This window comes from Streptomyces goshikiensis (assembly GCF_014650555.1).
GTDB lineage: Bacteria > Actinomycetota > Actinomycetes > Streptomycetales > Streptomycetaceae > Streptomyces > Streptomyces goshikiensis.
The window spans coordinates 142,517-156,854 of the sequence record NZ_BMVE01000004.1 but is presented as its reverse complement, the minus strand read 5'-3'; the positions used below and the strand labels follow the sequence as shown (position 1 = coordinate 156,854).

General features: G+C 72.9%; 10 protein-coding genes. 3 read left to right on the top strand and 7 right to left on the bottom strand.

Translation table 11 applies throughout. The annotated features are described in order from the left end of the window. The first annotated feature begins 21 nt into the window (after positions 1–21). Positions 22–1,803, top strand: coding sequence for a GAF domain-containing sensor histidine kinase (locus IE248_RS14045; protein WP_164496316.1), 1,782 nt, complete (start codon positions 22–24; stop codon positions 1,801–1,803). Between the two features lie 73 nt (positions 1,804–1,876). Here the strand turns inward: IE248_RS14045 and IE248_RS14040 are convergent, their stop codons facing one another. Then, positions 1,877–2,761, bottom strand: coding sequence for a Cof-type HAD-IIB family hydrolase (locus IE248_RS14040; protein ID WP_190030887.1), 885 nt, complete (start codon positions 2,759–2,761; stop codon positions 1,877–1,879). Between the two features lie 148 nt (positions 2,762–2,909). Here IE248_RS14040 and IE248_RS14035 point away from each other — a divergent pair, with 148 nt between their 5' ends. Continuing rightward, positions 2,910–3,812 carry an LLM class flavin-dependent oxidoreductase gene (locus IE248_RS14035; RefSeq protein ID WP_124289051.1) on the top strand — a complete coding sequence of 301 codons (903 nt, stop codon included), beginning with the start codon at positions 2,910–2,912 and terminating at the stop codon, positions 3,810–3,812. Positions 3,813–3,866: 54 nt separating this feature from the next. Here the strand turns inward: IE248_RS14035 and IE248_RS14030 are convergent, their stop codons facing one another. The 3 genes from IE248_RS14030 to IE248_RS14020 form a co-directional block, all read right to left on the bottom strand. Further along, a complete protein-coding gene (locus tag IE248_RS14030) occupies positions 3,867–6,857 on the bottom strand; it encodes an ATP-binding protein (RefSeq protein ID WP_190030886.1) in 2,991 nt (996 codons plus the stop codon). After that, positions 6,854–8,749, bottom strand: coding sequence for an HSP90 family protein (locus tag IE248_RS14025; RefSeq protein ID WP_190030885.1), 1,896 nt, complete (start codon positions 8,747–8,749; stop codon positions 6,854–6,856). Before IE248_RS14025 ends, IE248_RS14030 begins: the two co-directional genes overlap by 4 nt. A 191-nt stretch (positions 8,750–8,940) precedes the next feature. Further along, complete coding sequence (locus IE248_RS14020) at positions 8,941–9,480, bottom strand: RNA 2'-phosphotransferase (RefSeq protein WP_073774029.1); 540 nt, start codon at positions 9,478–9,480, stop codon at positions 8,941–8,943. A 130-nt stretch (positions 9,481–9,610) separates the two neighbouring features. On the opposite strand from IE248_RS14020, the gene IE248_RS14015 reads away from it, so the two are divergent. Beyond that, a complete protein-coding gene (locus tag IE248_RS14015) occupies positions 9,611–10,450 on the top strand; it encodes an aquaporin (RefSeq protein ID WP_229895308.1) in 840 nt (279 codons plus the stop codon). 51 nt (positions 10,451–10,501) lie between these two features. On the opposite strand, the gene IE248_RS14010 is transcribed toward IE248_RS14015, so the two are convergent. The 3 genes from IE248_RS14010 to IE248_RS14000 all read right to left on the bottom strand — a co-directional run bounded on the left by IE248_RS14010 (position 10,502) and on the right by IE248_RS14000 (position 14,202). After that, positions 10,502–11,416: a MerR family transcriptional regulator gene (locus tag IE248_RS14010; protein ID WP_008741710.1), complete on the bottom strand. Its 915-nt coding sequence runs from the start codon at positions 11,414–11,416 to the stop codon at positions 10,502–10,504. 159 nt (positions 11,417–11,575) lie between these two features. Then, positions 11,576–13,348, bottom strand: coding sequence for an SDR family oxidoreductase (locus IE248_RS14005; RefSeq protein WP_073797738.1), 1,773 nt, complete (start codon positions 13,346–13,348; stop codon positions 11,576–11,578). Continuing rightward, positions 13,345–14,202: a M24 family metallopeptidase gene (locus IE248_RS14000; protein ID WP_037793389.1), complete on the bottom strand. Its 858-nt coding sequence runs from the start codon at positions 14,200–14,202 to the stop codon at positions 13,345–13,347. The genes IE248_RS14005 and IE248_RS14000 overlap by 4 nt, the downstream gene beginning before the upstream one ends. Between the last annotated feature and the right edge of the window lie 136 nt (positions 14,203–14,338).

Below are 14,338 nucleotides of genomic sequence, written 5' to 3'. Positions count from 1 at the left end.
GGACTAACTACGCTCAAGGGCATGTCAGTGCAGGAGTCGCAGGAATCACCCGAGCCCTCACCGGGCTCATCGGATTCACCGGACGGGCCGGACGCCGGGGAGCCGGGGGCGGCTCCGGACACGCTGGAGGCCGCCACCCGGGCCGCCCACAGCCTTCAGGGGCTGTCCACCGAGCTCACCGCCCGCGTCCCGCAGCTGCTGGAGGCCATGCGGTCGGTCGGCACCGGCCTTGAACTGCACTCCACCCTGGACCGCATCTGCGAGACCGCGGCCGAGCTCGCGGACGCCCGCTACGCGGCGATCGGCGTCGTCGACACGGAGGGCCGCGGGCTCTCCGACTTCGTCACCCACGGCATGAGCACCGAGCTGGCCCGCAAGATCGGGCACCGCCCGGACGGCAAGCGGGGCCTGCTCGGCGCACTGATCTCGCACCCCGACACGGTCCGGCTCCCCGATCTGACGAAGGATCCCCGCTCGGCCGGCTTCCCGGCGCACCACCCGCCCATGAAGACGTTCCTCGGCGTCCCCATCCGCGTGCAGGGCGAGATCTTCGGGAACCTCTACCTCGCGGAGAAGAACGGCGGCGGCGAGTTCAACGACTACGACGTCCACATGGTCCGGGTACTGGCCACCGAGGCCGGTATCGCCATCGGCAACGCCCGCCTGTACGAGGCGGCCACGCAGCGCGAGCGCTGGATCGACGGCTCGGTGGCCGTCACCACCGCCCTCCTGTCGGGCGGGGACGCGGACGACGCGCTCGCCGTCGTGGCCGAACAGGCCCGCCATCTCGCCGACTCCTCCGCCGGAATCGTGCTGCTGCCCACCGAGGACGGCGGGATGGAGATCGTGGCCGTTTCCGCCGACAACCCGGCCACCTCGCTCGGCGTGGTGATCCCGGCCGGGAGTCCGGTGGTGGAGAAGCTGCTCCAGGGCGATGCGGTCTTCGCGGACGACGCCGCTTCGGATCCCCGCATGATGAGCCCGCTGACCAGCCAGTACGGGCCCTGCATGATGCTCCCCCTGCAGAGCGGCGGGCGGGTCCTGGGCGCCCTCGTCACCCCCCGGGCCCGTGGCAAGCGACCGTTCACCGAGTCCGAGCGGACCCTGGCCACGCAGTTCGCCTCACAGGCGGCGCTCGCGCTGATGATGGCCGAGGCACAGCGCGACCGGGAGCGGCTCGCGGTGTTCGAGGACCGCGACCGGATCGCCCGCGACCTGCACGACCTCGTCATCCAGCGGCTGTTCGCCACCGGGATGATGCTGGAGGGCGCCCAGCGCCGGTCCATCGTCCCCGAGGTGCGTGACGGGGTCGGCAAGGCCGTGGACGAGCTGGACGTGACGATCCAGGAGATCCGGACCGCGATCTTCGCGCTCCAGCAGGGCCCCGCGGAAGCCCCTTCGGGGCTGCGCACCCGGGTGCTCAGGGAGATCAACATGGCCGCGGTGCCGCTGGGGTTCAAGCCCGCGCACCGCTTCCTCGGCCCCATCGACGCGGTCGTCGGAGAGCTGGTCGGCAAGAACCTGATCGCCGCGCTGCGCGAGGCCCTGTCGAACGCCTTCCGGCACGCCGAGGCGACCCGGATCGAGGTGGTCGTGGACTGTACGGCCACTCTGTCCGACGGCCGGCCCGGGGTACGGCTGGAGGTCGCCGACGACGGGGTGGGCATCGTGGAGGGCGGCCGCCGCAGCGGGCTGCGGAACCTGCGCCGCCGGGCGGAATCCCTGGGCGGCTCCAGCTCGCAGCGCCCCGGCATCGGCGAGGACGGCGGCGGCACCACCCTGGTCTGGGAAGCGCCGCTCTAGCGGATGGCCCTGTGGCCCGGGCTTACCGCCGGGGCTTACGGCCGGGCTTAGGGGCGCGGCTTACGGGCTGGGCTCAGGGCCGGGCCGCAGCCCGCTCGGCGATGATGCGCTCGATGACGACGGCGACCCCGTCCTCGTTGTTGGCGACGGTACGGCCGGACGCGGCCGCGATCACATCCGGATGGGCGTTGCCCATCGCGTACGAGGTGCCCGCCCAGCGGAGCATCTCCACGTCGTTCGGCATGTCCCCGAAGGCCACGACCTCCGCCGGGGAGATCCCGCGCTCGGCGCAGCACAGCTCCAGGGTGCTGGCCTTCGAGATGCCGAGCCCGCTGATCTCCAGCAGGGCGGTCGGGCTGGACCGGGTGATGGAGGCGTGGTCGCCCGCCGCGGAGCGGGCCAGCGTCAGGAACTCGTCCGGCGACAGTTCGGAGTGGTGCGCGAGCAGCTTCAGCACGGGTGCCGCGGTGGTGTCCGGCTCCTCGTGCAGCAGCTTCTCGACGGTCGCCACCGTGGCGCCCGGGTCCTGGAAGAAGGGCGGGTAGTTCGGCTCATAGTTGATGCCGGTGGTGCGCTCCACGGCGAAGGACGTGCCGGGGGCGGCGGCCCGGAGCGCGTTCACCACGGTCAGCGCGGTATCCCGGGGCAGCGCCCGCACCTGCACGAATTCCCGGCCGGCGTGCAGATCGACGACGGCGGCCCCGTTCGCGCAGATCGCCAGGCCGTGCCCGTGTACATGGTCGGCGACCACGTCCATCCAGCGTGCCGGTCGGCCGGTGACGAAGAAGACCTCGATCCCGGCCTCCTCGGCGGCGGCGAGGGCGGCGACGGTGCGCGGCGAGACGGATTTGTCGTCGCGGAGCAGGGTGCCGTCAAGGTCGGTGGCGATGAGCCGGGGTGCGGGGGTCTGCCCGTCCGGGCGCTGGGGAGCCGAGGTCACAGCTCCATCTTCGCCCATGGCCCCGGACCACCCGGACAGGTGTTGGCAAGATCCGTTCGAGGCTCCCGTGTTTCACGTGAAACATTCGCTTCGGGGCGCGTGTTTCACGTGAAACATCGTCGGCGTGGCGCACGGCCGGCGCAGCACGCGCCGTAGGCTCGGTGACATGAGTCTGCGTCTGAGCACTGTGATCCTGCCGGTACGTCCGTGGCGCGAGGGAGGCCGCGACCAGTGGGTGCGGGCCGAACGGCTCGGGTTCCACACCGCCTATACCTACGACCACCTCTCCTGGCGGACCTTCCGCGAGGGTCCGTGGTTCGGGGCGCTGCCGACCCTCACCGCCGCGGCCACAGCCACCGAGCGGCTGCGCCTGGGAACGCTGGTCACCTCGCCGAACTTCCGGCACCCCGTGACCTTGGCCAAGGAACTCATCTCCCTCGACGACATCTCCGGCGGCCGGGTCACCCTCGGCATCGGAGCGGGCGGCGACGGCTTCGACGCGACCGCGCTGGGTCAGGAGGCCTGGACCCCGCGCGAGCGGGCCGACCGCTTCGCCGAGTTCGTTCCGCTGCTGGACCGGCTGCTGACCGAGGGCGCGGTGACCCAGCAGGGCACCTTCTACTCCGCGGAGGAAGCCCGCACCATCCCCGGCTGCGTGCAGGAGCCGCGCCTGCCGTTCGCCGTGGCCGGCAACGGACCGCGCGGGCTCAAGCTCGCCGCCCGGTACGGCCAGGCCTGGGTGACCACCGGCGACCCGAAGGTCTTCGCGCACGGCACGCCCGAGGATTCGCTGGAGGCCATCCGCGGCCAGCTCGCCAAGCTCGACAAGGCGTGCGCGGAGATCGGGCGGGACGCGGCGCAGATGGAGAAGATCCTGCTCACCGGGTTCACCCCGGAGCGCAACACGATGCTGGAGTCCGTGGACGCCTTCGTCGACTTCGCGGGACGCCACCGCGAGCTCGGCTTCACCGAAATCGCGATCCACGCGCCCATCCCGGACTCCGACTTCGCGGCCGACGAGACCGTCTTCGAGAAGATCGCCACCGAGGGGCTCGCTCAACTGGGCTGATGGCAGGCCCCCGCCACCACGAGGTGGCGGGGGCCGGTCGCCCGCTCGCTCCGGTCAGTCCGTCAGGTGCGCGACGGTCCGCTCCGCGCGGGGCAGGATCCACTCCGGCACGCTGCCCTCGGGCCAGGTGCGGAGTTCCTCGATCAGAGCCGAGAGCCGGGCGGCGCCCGCCTCGGGGCGGCCCAGCTCGCGCTCCGTCCAGGCCGCGTTGTTCAGGCACTGGAAACGCTCCGTCAGATGGTCGCCGCCGAGGTCGGCGTAGACACCGGCCGCGCGGTCCCACAGCAGGACCTCCTCCAGCCGCAGCGCGGTCAGCTCGGCGTCGCCCAGCGCCTCCGCGGGGCCGGAGTCCTCGTCCTCGTCATCGTCCTCCTGGACGTGGACGGAGACCCACCGGTCCAGCACCTGCGCCAGCTGATGCCAGGTCTGGGCGAGCTCGGAACGCAGCTCCGGCGACTCCGGGGCATCACCCTGCGGCGTCTCCAGGATCCCGGCCGCCTCGGCCATCAGCGTCCGGGCCCGCGCCACGCCCGTGGCGCTGACCTCCTCGCGGATCGCCAGCCAGGCCAGGGACCGCAGTACGCGGACCTCGGCCACCGGCGCGTCCCCCGAGAGCCGGTGCAGTTCCAGGGCCCGCTCGTACGCGGCGACCGCCTCGGGTGTCAGCCGCGCCTCGCTCAGCTGGTCGGCGGCGGACTGCGCCAGGCCCGCCTGCGGACGCGGGTCCTCCCAGCCCTTCACCAGCTCCGCCGCCAGCAGGTACTGCTCCGCCGCCTCACGCGGCTCCCCGAGTTCGCGCAGCAGGTCCCCCAGGAACTCCCGTACGGCCAGGGCCTGCTGCTCACCGTGTTCCAGCAGGTCCGGCAGCGTCGACCGCAGCACCTCGGCCGCGTCCGCGTTGCGGTGCTGGTGCGCGTACGCCCGCGCCAGCAGCAGCCGGGCCTGGGCGCCGCCGTCGGCAGTGAGGCCGGCCTGGTCGAACCAGTGCGCCGCCGTGAGCGCGAGCTCCGCCGCCTCCGCGGCGTCGGCCCGCTCCAGCAGGATGTCAGCGAGGGTGAGCCGTACGACGGCCTGCTGCTCGGCGTCGGTCAGCTCCCCGGCGTGCGCCAGCCCGGAACGGGCGTCCTCCTCCGCCTCCTCGGGGCGGCCGAGGGACATCAGTACCCCGGCCCGCAGCACCAGCGGGTCCACCGCCTGCCAGGGCCGGCCCGCCGCGATCGCCCGGGCGGCGGCCGCGGCCAGCAGGGGCACGGCCCGCTCCGGGTCACCCTCCGACAGGGCGATCCTGCCGAGCGTCTCCTCGGCCTCCGCCACCAGGTCGGGCAGTGACTGCGCATAGGAGGCGACGAAGGCGGTGAGCTCTGCCGCCAGCTCCCCGTGCGCACGCTCCTGGCCGTGGCCGTGGCCGTGATCGTGGGCGTCGGTGGCCTCCAGCGAGCGCAGGTACGACTCCAGGCGGATCGCGCACAGTTCCGCGAGCGCGATCCGGCGGCCCCGCAGCGGCTCGTCGGCCTCCAGCGCCTCGGCGGCCCGCAGGGCCACGGCCAGCAGTTCCCGGATCTCCCCCGGAGCGGCGCCCGACTGTGCGGCCACGCTCGCCAGCCGGAGCTCCGACAGCGCCGCACGCTCCTCCTGGCCCAGCGCCCGGTAGCCGTCGCGGACCGCCGTCACCAGCGCCGCGGCGTCGCCGGCCCCGGCGCGTGCGGCCGCCAGGGCCCGGTGGTCCGCCACATCGACCCGCACCAGCGGATCCACCGCGTCGGCCGTGCCCACCCGTGCGGCCACCTCGGCCCAGAGGCCGTCCGAACCCGGATGCCCCAGGTCACGCGCCGCCCGGGCGCGCCGCACCAGCTCGGCGAGAGCGGCGCCGTCCGTGGCCGGGGCGGGAACCGGTGCCGCCACCGGCGCGGCGGCGGGCTCCGGCTGCGGCAGGGCCGCGCTGCGCACCCCCAGCGGGAGTACGTCGACCAGCGGCGCCCCGCCGATCCGGGCGAGGAACCGCTCCGAGACCCGGGTGGTGCCGTTGCGCGCGTCGAACCGCCTGGCGATGTCGAGGGCGTCCGCGCGCAGCACCTCGTACAGCTCGGCCACGGTGCGCGGCACGCCCTCGTAGGGGACGGCCGACAGGTGGCCGTGCCCCAGGTCCTTGAGCCGGCGCAGCAGGACGAGGACGCCGCCGTGGAAGGACAGCCGGTCGTCGAGATTCGCCAGCGGCGCGACGTGCGCGGCGTGTTCGGCCAGGATCTCCAGGCCGCGCGGTTCGTTGCCGGTGAGGGCGCAGAACTCGATGTGCTTGCCGACCGAGGGCAGCAGGCTCTCCTTGCCCCGGGCCATGCGGTAGCCGCGCAGGTGCTGGGCACGGGCTTCCTCGAACCGCCCGAGCCGCAGCAGTGGCAGCAGCGCGGTGGCCAGCACCCGGTGCGGTTCCTCGGCGCAGGTCTTGTCGCCGGCCAGCACCGGCTGCCAGACCTCCAGGGCCCGGGCGTCGTCGCCGCGCAGCATCGCGTAGTGGCCCTGGCCGTTGAGCTCGCAGGCGTGGCAGTCGCTCATGTCGTCGCGGTCGGCGGCCTGCCAGCGCGCGTAGGCCCGCTCGGCCCGCTCGTCGTCACCGATCACATCGGCGAACCACAGCTCGGACTCGCGCACGGGCCGCTCGCTGTAGCCCGCGATCCGGTAGCGGCGCTCCATCTCGTCCAGCCAACTGGTGGCGGACTCCAGGGGGATCTCGGGGGATTCGCTGATGGCTGTGGCCACCCACTTGAACTGCCAGAACAGGGAGTGGGCGTCCCCCTTGGAGAAGGCGCCGGGGTCCTTGTCGTACTCCTGGAGCAGCCGGGCGAAGGGCACCAGCATCTTCGTCGACTCGGAGCTGTACAAGTACGAGTTGATGAGGTTGTCCAGCGCGTCGCGGAACAGCTCGGAGTCCCCGCTCGCCTCGGCGGCGGCGGCCAGCACCTCCGCGTGCGCGTTGCGGGCGGTGCCGCCGGGCGCGAAGCGGTTCTCCTGGAGGCCCTGCTCGATCTCCTCGCGCGTCATCGTGCTCACTTCGGTCCCTCCTGGGCCTCGGCGGGGTGGGTCGCCCATTCCAGGAGCCCGAGGAAGGCCCGGTTGAGCAGGGTGGAGTCGGCGGGGCGCAGCGGCCGCTGGGACATCAGCAGGGCCTGCCCGTACAGCGATTCGACGGCGGTGCCGGTCAGGGTCTCGTCGGGCAGCGAGGCGATCCGCCGGATCAGCGGGTTGTTGTGGTTGAGGACCAGGCGGGCGCGCGGCGCCGAACCGCGCAGTGCGCCGAGGATGCCGGTCCACAGGGAGTCGGCGCTCTCCAGCGCGGCGGTGCGGTCGCGTTCCTGCCGGGCCTGCCGGTCGTCCAGGTAGAGGGCCGGGACGGAGACGGGCTGGAAGGCACGCAGCACCACATCGCAGCCCTGCGGCTCCAGGCGGGTGCGCGCGGTGGACAGGAAGGCGGCCAGGGCCAGTTCGGCCGAGCTCGGGACGGGGTCGAGGCGCTCGGTGACGGCTCCCGCGTCCAGCTCGGCGACCTTGAGGTCGGGTCGTACGGAGGGCAGCAGGGCCAGCAGGTCCGCGTCGTAGGTGTAGCCGGCGTTGATGACGCCGAGGCCGTGGGCCGCCGCGATCGGGGCGATCTGGCGGAACTCCTCGACGGTGCGCGTGAAGTGGATCTCGGTGTGGGCGGCCGCGAACTCCTCCAGGCTCATCGAACCGTCGCTGGTCTCGAACGGCAGCCAGGGCAGCATCAGGCCGAGCAGCTCCGCGTCGTGCCGGGCCAGGGACTTCACCCCGAGGTGGTGGACGCCCAGGAACGCGGCCAGGCGCTCCGGTTCGCTCGCCGCGAGTTCGGCGAGCCAGCCCCGTACGCGGGCGCCGAGGGCCTCCCGTACGGCGGCCAGGGTCTCGTCGTCGTACAGGTTCTCGCGGGATGCGGTGGGCCGCAGGGTGTCCGTGTCGATGACGGCGCGGACGAAGAAGGCCCAGTCGGGCAGCAGGTTGTCGGCCTGGTCGGTGAGCAGCATGCCCTTGAGGTGGACGCGGTGTCCGGCCCGATGGGCGGGGCTGGTCGGCTCGGGCAGGACGTACGCCACGCCGCGCACTCCGGCGACCGGCAGGTCGAGGTCGATGCTGTCGAGCGGGGTGAAGCCGAACAGCTGCGCGCAGTGGCCGGCGAGCGCGACCCGTCGGGCGGCGGGGGTGGGGTGGGGGCGGTCCCAGACGGCGGGCCGGTCGGTGATCGGGCGGGGCTCGCCGCCCTCTCCGTCGTCGAAGGTGATGTCGTACGGGAGCAGCGAGCCGTAGTCGCGGGCCAGCTGCTCGACCTTGGCCGGGGTGGTCCACTCCCAGGCGCCCGGGCGGGACTCCAGGATGACGGTGGTGCCGGGCTCCGGGCGGGCCTCGTGGGGGAGTTCGCGGACGGTGTACGAACCGTCGTCCGTGGCCAGCCATTCGACGGGCGCGGCGTGCGGGTCGCGGGCGGAGCGGGTGACCACACGGATCTGGCGGGCCACGACGAAGCAGGCGAGCAGGCCGATGCCGAACTGGCCGAGGAACTCCTGACGGGCGCTCTCCAGGCCGCGCTCCGCCAGCTCGCGGTCGCCGCGCTTGGAGCTGCGGCCGATGGTGGCGAGGAAGGAGTGGGTCTCGGCGGCGGTCAGGCCGATGCCGGAGTCCTCGATGGTGACGCGGCCGGCGGAGGCGGACAGACGGATGCGGATCCGCGCGCCGGGCTCGTGCGCCTGCCGGGCGGTGACGGCGTCCACGGCGTTCTGCAGCAGCTCGCGGACGTAGACGCGCGGGCTGGAGTAGAGGTGGTGGGAGAGCAGGTCGACCAGGCCGCGCAGGTCGACCTGGAAGGTGCCGGCGGCTCCGGCGGCTCCGGCGGATGCGGGGGCCTCGGGTGTCTCGTTCGGGGATGTGGATGTCATGGGGCGTCACCTCGCGTGCTCGCATGGAAGGTTCGGCGATCGCGAGGTACCCCCCCTCACAGATCCCGGAATGAGGACAGAGTAGGGCGATGATCTGACAATCTCCCTGTGAATTCCCCCGCCCCGGGGCATGTCGGCTGCTGCATGGCGCCACGCCGCATGCAGCCCACCGCACGCCGCCACGCCGCCCGCTAGGAGAAGCGCAGGAACTCGGGCGGTACGGCGTCCGCCAGCCACACCCCGTTGGCGCTGATCCGGAAGACGTGCCCGGCCGCCCGCATCGCCCCGGCGTCGACGCTGAGCACGACCGGCCGTCCGCGCCGCGCGCCCACCCGGGTCGCGGTCTCCCGGTCCGGGGAAAGGTGGACGTGGTGGCGGGCCATCGGGCGCAGCCCTTCGGCGCGGATCGCGTCCAGGGCGGAGGCCACGGTGCCGTGGTACAGGTACGCGGGCGGCTCGGACTCAGGGAGGTCGAGGTCCACCGCGACGGTGTGCCCCTGGCTGGCCCGGATGCGGGTGCCCTCGACGGCGAAGCGCTTCTTGTCGTTGGTCGCGACGACGTGGTCGAGCTCGGCGCGGCTGACGTGGAAGCCGTGCGCGGCGGCCGCCCGCAGCAGGTCGTCGATCTCCACCCAGCCCTGGGCGTCGAGCACCAGTCCGATGCGATCCGGCTGATGCCGCAGGTGTTTCGAGACGTATTTGGACACCTTCACGGTGCGTCTGTCGTCCATGTCCCCAGCGTGCCGGGTCGCGGGGGTTCCCGGCAGGGAATTTCCGCTGGCGCCGAGGCCCGGACCCCTCTATCGCACTTCCAAGATACGGAATACATTTTCCACTGTAGTGCTGCCCAGAGGGGGAACCATGACAGTCCGCGTATCTCTGCCGCGCCGCGCGGCCGCCGAGCTCATCGGTACCGCCGGCCTTCTCGTGGTCGTGATCGGATCCGGAATCCAGGCCGCGGCCCTCAGCCGCGACACCGGCGTCGCCCTCGTCGCCAACTCCGCCGCCTCCGCGATCGGCCTCGGCCTGATCATCACCCTGTTCGGGCCGCTCTCCGGCGCCCACCTCAACCCGGTCGTCACCCTCGCCTCCTGGTGGGGGCGGCGCAGTGGCGGTGAGGGGGTCGGCGGCGGGGAAGCCCTCGTCTACACCGCCGCCCAGACCGCGGGGGCCGTCGGCGGCGCCGTCCTTGCCGAGGTCATGTTCGGGCGCGTCCCCGGCACCTTCGCCACTCAGGTCCGCGCCGGCGGTCACCTGCTGGTCGGCGAGGTCGTTGCCACCGCCGGACTCGTCCTGGTCATCCAGGGGCTGGGCCACATCGGCCGGCCGAAGCTGATCCCGGCCGCGGTCGCCGCGTACATCGCCGCAGCGATCTGGTTCACCTCCTCGGGCTCCTTCGCCAACCCGGCCGGCACCGTCGGGCGCGCGTTCAGCGACTCCTTCACCGGGATAGCCCCGCAGTCGCTGCCCGGGTTCGTCGCCGCCCAGCTGGTCGGCGGGGTGGTCGGACTGGTTCTCGCCGGCCTCCTGTACGGGAATCCCCGCCAGGGAGTACCCGACGGCGCCGTCGGGCCGGTGCCCGTGTCCGCGGTGGCCGAAAGTACCCGCACCGACGAGGCGCACGAGCCCATCGGCCCGGACGCGACCGCGGTTGCCCACAAGGAACCCCGGGTTGTCCACAGCCGGTTGGCCCGGTTTTGATGCCAAACGCGTGATCCGCCCTGTGGACTACTGAGCGAGACCGAGCGAGCCTTACCGGCCGCCCCGGCTTGCCAAGTCGTTCATCGTCCGGGCCTGGAGTTCCCGCTCCGTCGCGGCCCGGACGAACTCCGCCACGTGGTCGGGGCCCACGAGCTCCTGCACGGCCCGCACCGTCTCGGCCGGCAACGCCACCGGCGACGGCCCGGACGGCTGCGCGGAGCCGACGGCGCCCAGGTGCCGCTGCAGATGCCGGGTGGCGAACAGGCGCATCGCCCGCGCCAGCTCGGCGTCCACCGTCTGCTGGGCCAGTGGCCGCAGTCTCCGTACCATCGTCGCCGCCTCCGCCGCGTCCGCGTCCGTCGGCGGTACGTGCCCGAGGTAGCGCGCGAAGACGTGCTCGGTGGTGAACTCCAGGAACCGCGAGGCGATGTGCTCCACCTGCCCGCGCAGCTCCCGAAGGTGCCCGGTGATCGCCACCAGCGGCACTCCGGCCGCGTACAGCTCGGCGGCCACCGCCAGTTCCTGCGGTGAGGGCACCAGGAATTCGTCCGGGCGCCCCGCGATCCGCTCCAGCACGCCCAGCTCGCACGCCTCGCCCACCGCGTCGTCGTCGGGCCTGCCGCCGAACCGCTCGTTCAGCTCGTCCCGGCTGATCCGGTCCGCCTCCTCGTCGGTCCACGGCCCGTGCACCTCGGCGACCAGCCCCAGTACGCCGCCCAGTCCGCGGCCCGCGTCCCAGGCCTCCAGCAATTCCTTGATGGAGGCCAGGGTGTAGCCGCGGTCGAGCAGGTCCGCGATCTGGCGCAGCCGCGCCAGATGCGTGTCCCGGTAGACGTTGGAGCGGCCTCGCCGTTCCGGCTTGGGCAGCAGACCGCGGTCCTGGTACGCCCGGATCGTGCGCACCGTCGCCCCGCTGTGATGGGCCAGATCCTCGATCCGGTACTCGGCTACCGCCTGATCGGACAATCCCGGCTCCCTACGACATGACGGCTCGGCCGACCGCGCCCGCCGCGGCCCGGGCGGCACGTGCAGCCGCCAGGTACTCGACGGCCTTGCGCGGCGAGCCCTCCTGCGAGGGATGGTACGACCGCCGGGAGGAGCGGGGTATGGCCGTGCCGGGCTCACTCACAGCCTGGGCTCCAGCCTCGCGAGCCGCCGCAGCGTCCCCGGCGCGAAACGGGACATCCACAGCGCACCTTTGGACTCCGGAGTCACCGGTACCACGGCCTGGTTGCGCACCACGGCGAGCACGATCGCGTCGGCGACCTTCTCCGGCGGGAAGTTGCGCAGCCCGTACAGCCGGGACGAACGCGCCTGGCGGCGCTTCTCCTCTGCCTCGTCCACCCCGGCGAACCGCGAGGTCGCGGTGATGTTGGTGTTCACGATGCCGGGGCAGATCGCTGAGACCCCGATGGACTGCGAGGCGAGCTCGGCGCGCAGGCACTCGGACAGCATCAGCACCGCCGCCTTCGAGGTGCTGTACGCGGGCAGGGTCCGGGACGGCAGATAGGCCGCGGCGGAGGCGGTGTTGACGATGTGGCCGCCCTGGCCGCGCTCGGCCATCTGCTTGCCGAAGATCCGGCAGCCGTGGATGACGCCCCACAGGTTGACGTCGAGGACCTTCTTCCAGTCCTCGGACGTGGTCTCCAGGAAGGGCCCCGACAGCCCGATGCCGGCGTTGTTGACCAGCACGTCCACGATGCCGTACTCGGCGGCGACCTTCGCCGCGAGCTTCTCCATGGCCTGCTCGTCGCTGACGTCGACGCACTCGCCCCAGGCCTCGGCGGCCCCGACGAGCCGGGCCATGTCGGCGGTGCGCGCCGCGCCCTCCGCGTCCCGGTCCACGCACACCACCCGGGCGCCGGCCTCGGCGAAGGCGAACGCGGTGGCCCGCCCGATGCCGCTGGCGGCGCCGGTGACCAGGACCAGCTGGCCGCCGAAGCGGTCGGCGTACCGCCCCGGCGCCCTCTGCTCCGGCGCGCGGGTGGCGGGCTCCTCCCGCGAGGTGACGAAGTCGGTGATCCACGCGGCCAGCTGGTCGGGCCGGGTCCGGGGCACCCAGTGCTTGGCGGGCAGGGTGCGGCGCAGCAGGTCCGGCGCCCACAGCTCCAGATCGTCGTAGAGCCGCTCGGACAGGAAGGCGTCGCCCGTCGGGGTGATCAGCTGGACCGGTACGTGGGCGTAGGCGTCGGCGCGCGGCCGGCGCATCCGCGACCGGACGTTGTCGCGGTAGAGCCAGGCTCCGTGCGCCGCGTCCGAGGGCAGCGAGGCCGTCGGGTAGGAGCCGGACGGGACCTTCTCGATCCGCTGGAGGATCTTGGGCCACCGCTTGCCGAGCGGACCGCGCCAGGCGAGCTCCGGCAGGACCGGCGTGTGCAGCATGTAGACGTACCAGGACTTCGCGCCCTGGTTCAGCAGCTGGGCGGCCCGGCGCGGGGTGGGCCGCGCCATCCGCTTCTTGATCCAGTGCCCGAAGTGGTCGAGGGAGGGGCCCGACATCGAGGTGAAGGAGGCGATCCGGCCCTCGGTGCGGGCGGTCGTCGCGAACTCCCAGCCCTGTACGGAGCCCCAGTCGTGGCCGACGAGGTGCACCGGCCGGTCCGGGCTGACCGCGTCCGCGACCGCGAGGAAGTCGTCCGTCAGCTTCTCCAGCGTGAAGCCGCCGCGCAGGGGAACCGGAGCCGTGGAGCGCCCGTGCCCGCGTACGTCGTAGAGCACCACGTGGAAGCGGGCGGCGAGCCGCTCGGCGACCTCCGACCAGACCTCCTTGCTGTCCGGGTAGCCGTGCACCAGCACCACGGTGGGCCGGTCCGCCTCGCCGAGCTCGACGACGCACAGCTCGACCCCGCCCGTGCTCACCCGGCGCTCTCGCGCCCCCGCGAATGCAGTCCCGCTCATGCCGTCTTCTCCTCAGCCCAGCGCCGCACGTGCGGCAGCTCCTCGTCCAGCCAGAACGCGCTCTCCTCGGGGTCCCGTGAGTCGGTGACGACGAGGATCTCCTCGAACTTCGCGCCGGTGCCCCGGAAGCCCAGGTGCGGCTCCACCGCCCACAGACCGGGCTGCGGCGGATGGTCGGAGAAGCGGTACGGGCTCCACAGCGGGGACCAGCCTTCGCGGTGTCCGTGCAGGACATCGCCGGCCAGGCCCTTCAGGGACTGGGTGCCGAACCCGAACGCGGTCGGCGACCAGCGCCGCTCCTTGACCCTGTCTATTTTGTGCGCGATCACACCGAAGGGGTAGGCGCGGTGCCGGTTGGCGTAGCCCTGCCGCGTCATCAGCCGCTCGACGTTCTCGTAGATCTCGCGCAGGGAGCGGCGCTCGCGCGCCTGCTCCAGGATCAGCGCGCGGTGGTGGCGCAGGTCGGACATGAGCCGGTCCTGCACCGGGTTGAGCCCGAGGCTGCCCGAGTACCCGATGTCGGCCGCGTACCCCTGGTGGACGGGCGCCATGTCGAGGATGAAGGGCATCCCCGGCTCCAGCTTCCGGTTGGTGGGGAAGAACTGGAGGGGGATCTTGAAGTTCGCGAAGGCGGTGCGGTCCCCGAACCAGGCGAACGGCAGGTGGAACCAGTCCCGCACCCCGCGCTCGCGCAGCCAGTCGCGCTGCATCCGGGCCGCCTCGCGCTCGGTGACCCCGGGCCGCAGCTGCGCCGCGACGGTCTCCGCGCACGCGTAGGCGAGGCGCTGGACCTCCCTGAACCCGCGCAGTTCGGCGGAGAGTTGCCCCGTGCGTCGCTTGGTGTCCCCAGCCATGCCAGCCGTCCGTCCGTAGAGCCGTACGCGCCCGTAAGTTGACACTGATGAATGTGACAATGACCGGAGATCACGTCAAGGGTCGTGCGCGCACCTGTGGACAAAGTTGGCCGGACCCGGCCCCCGCGCGGGCCGA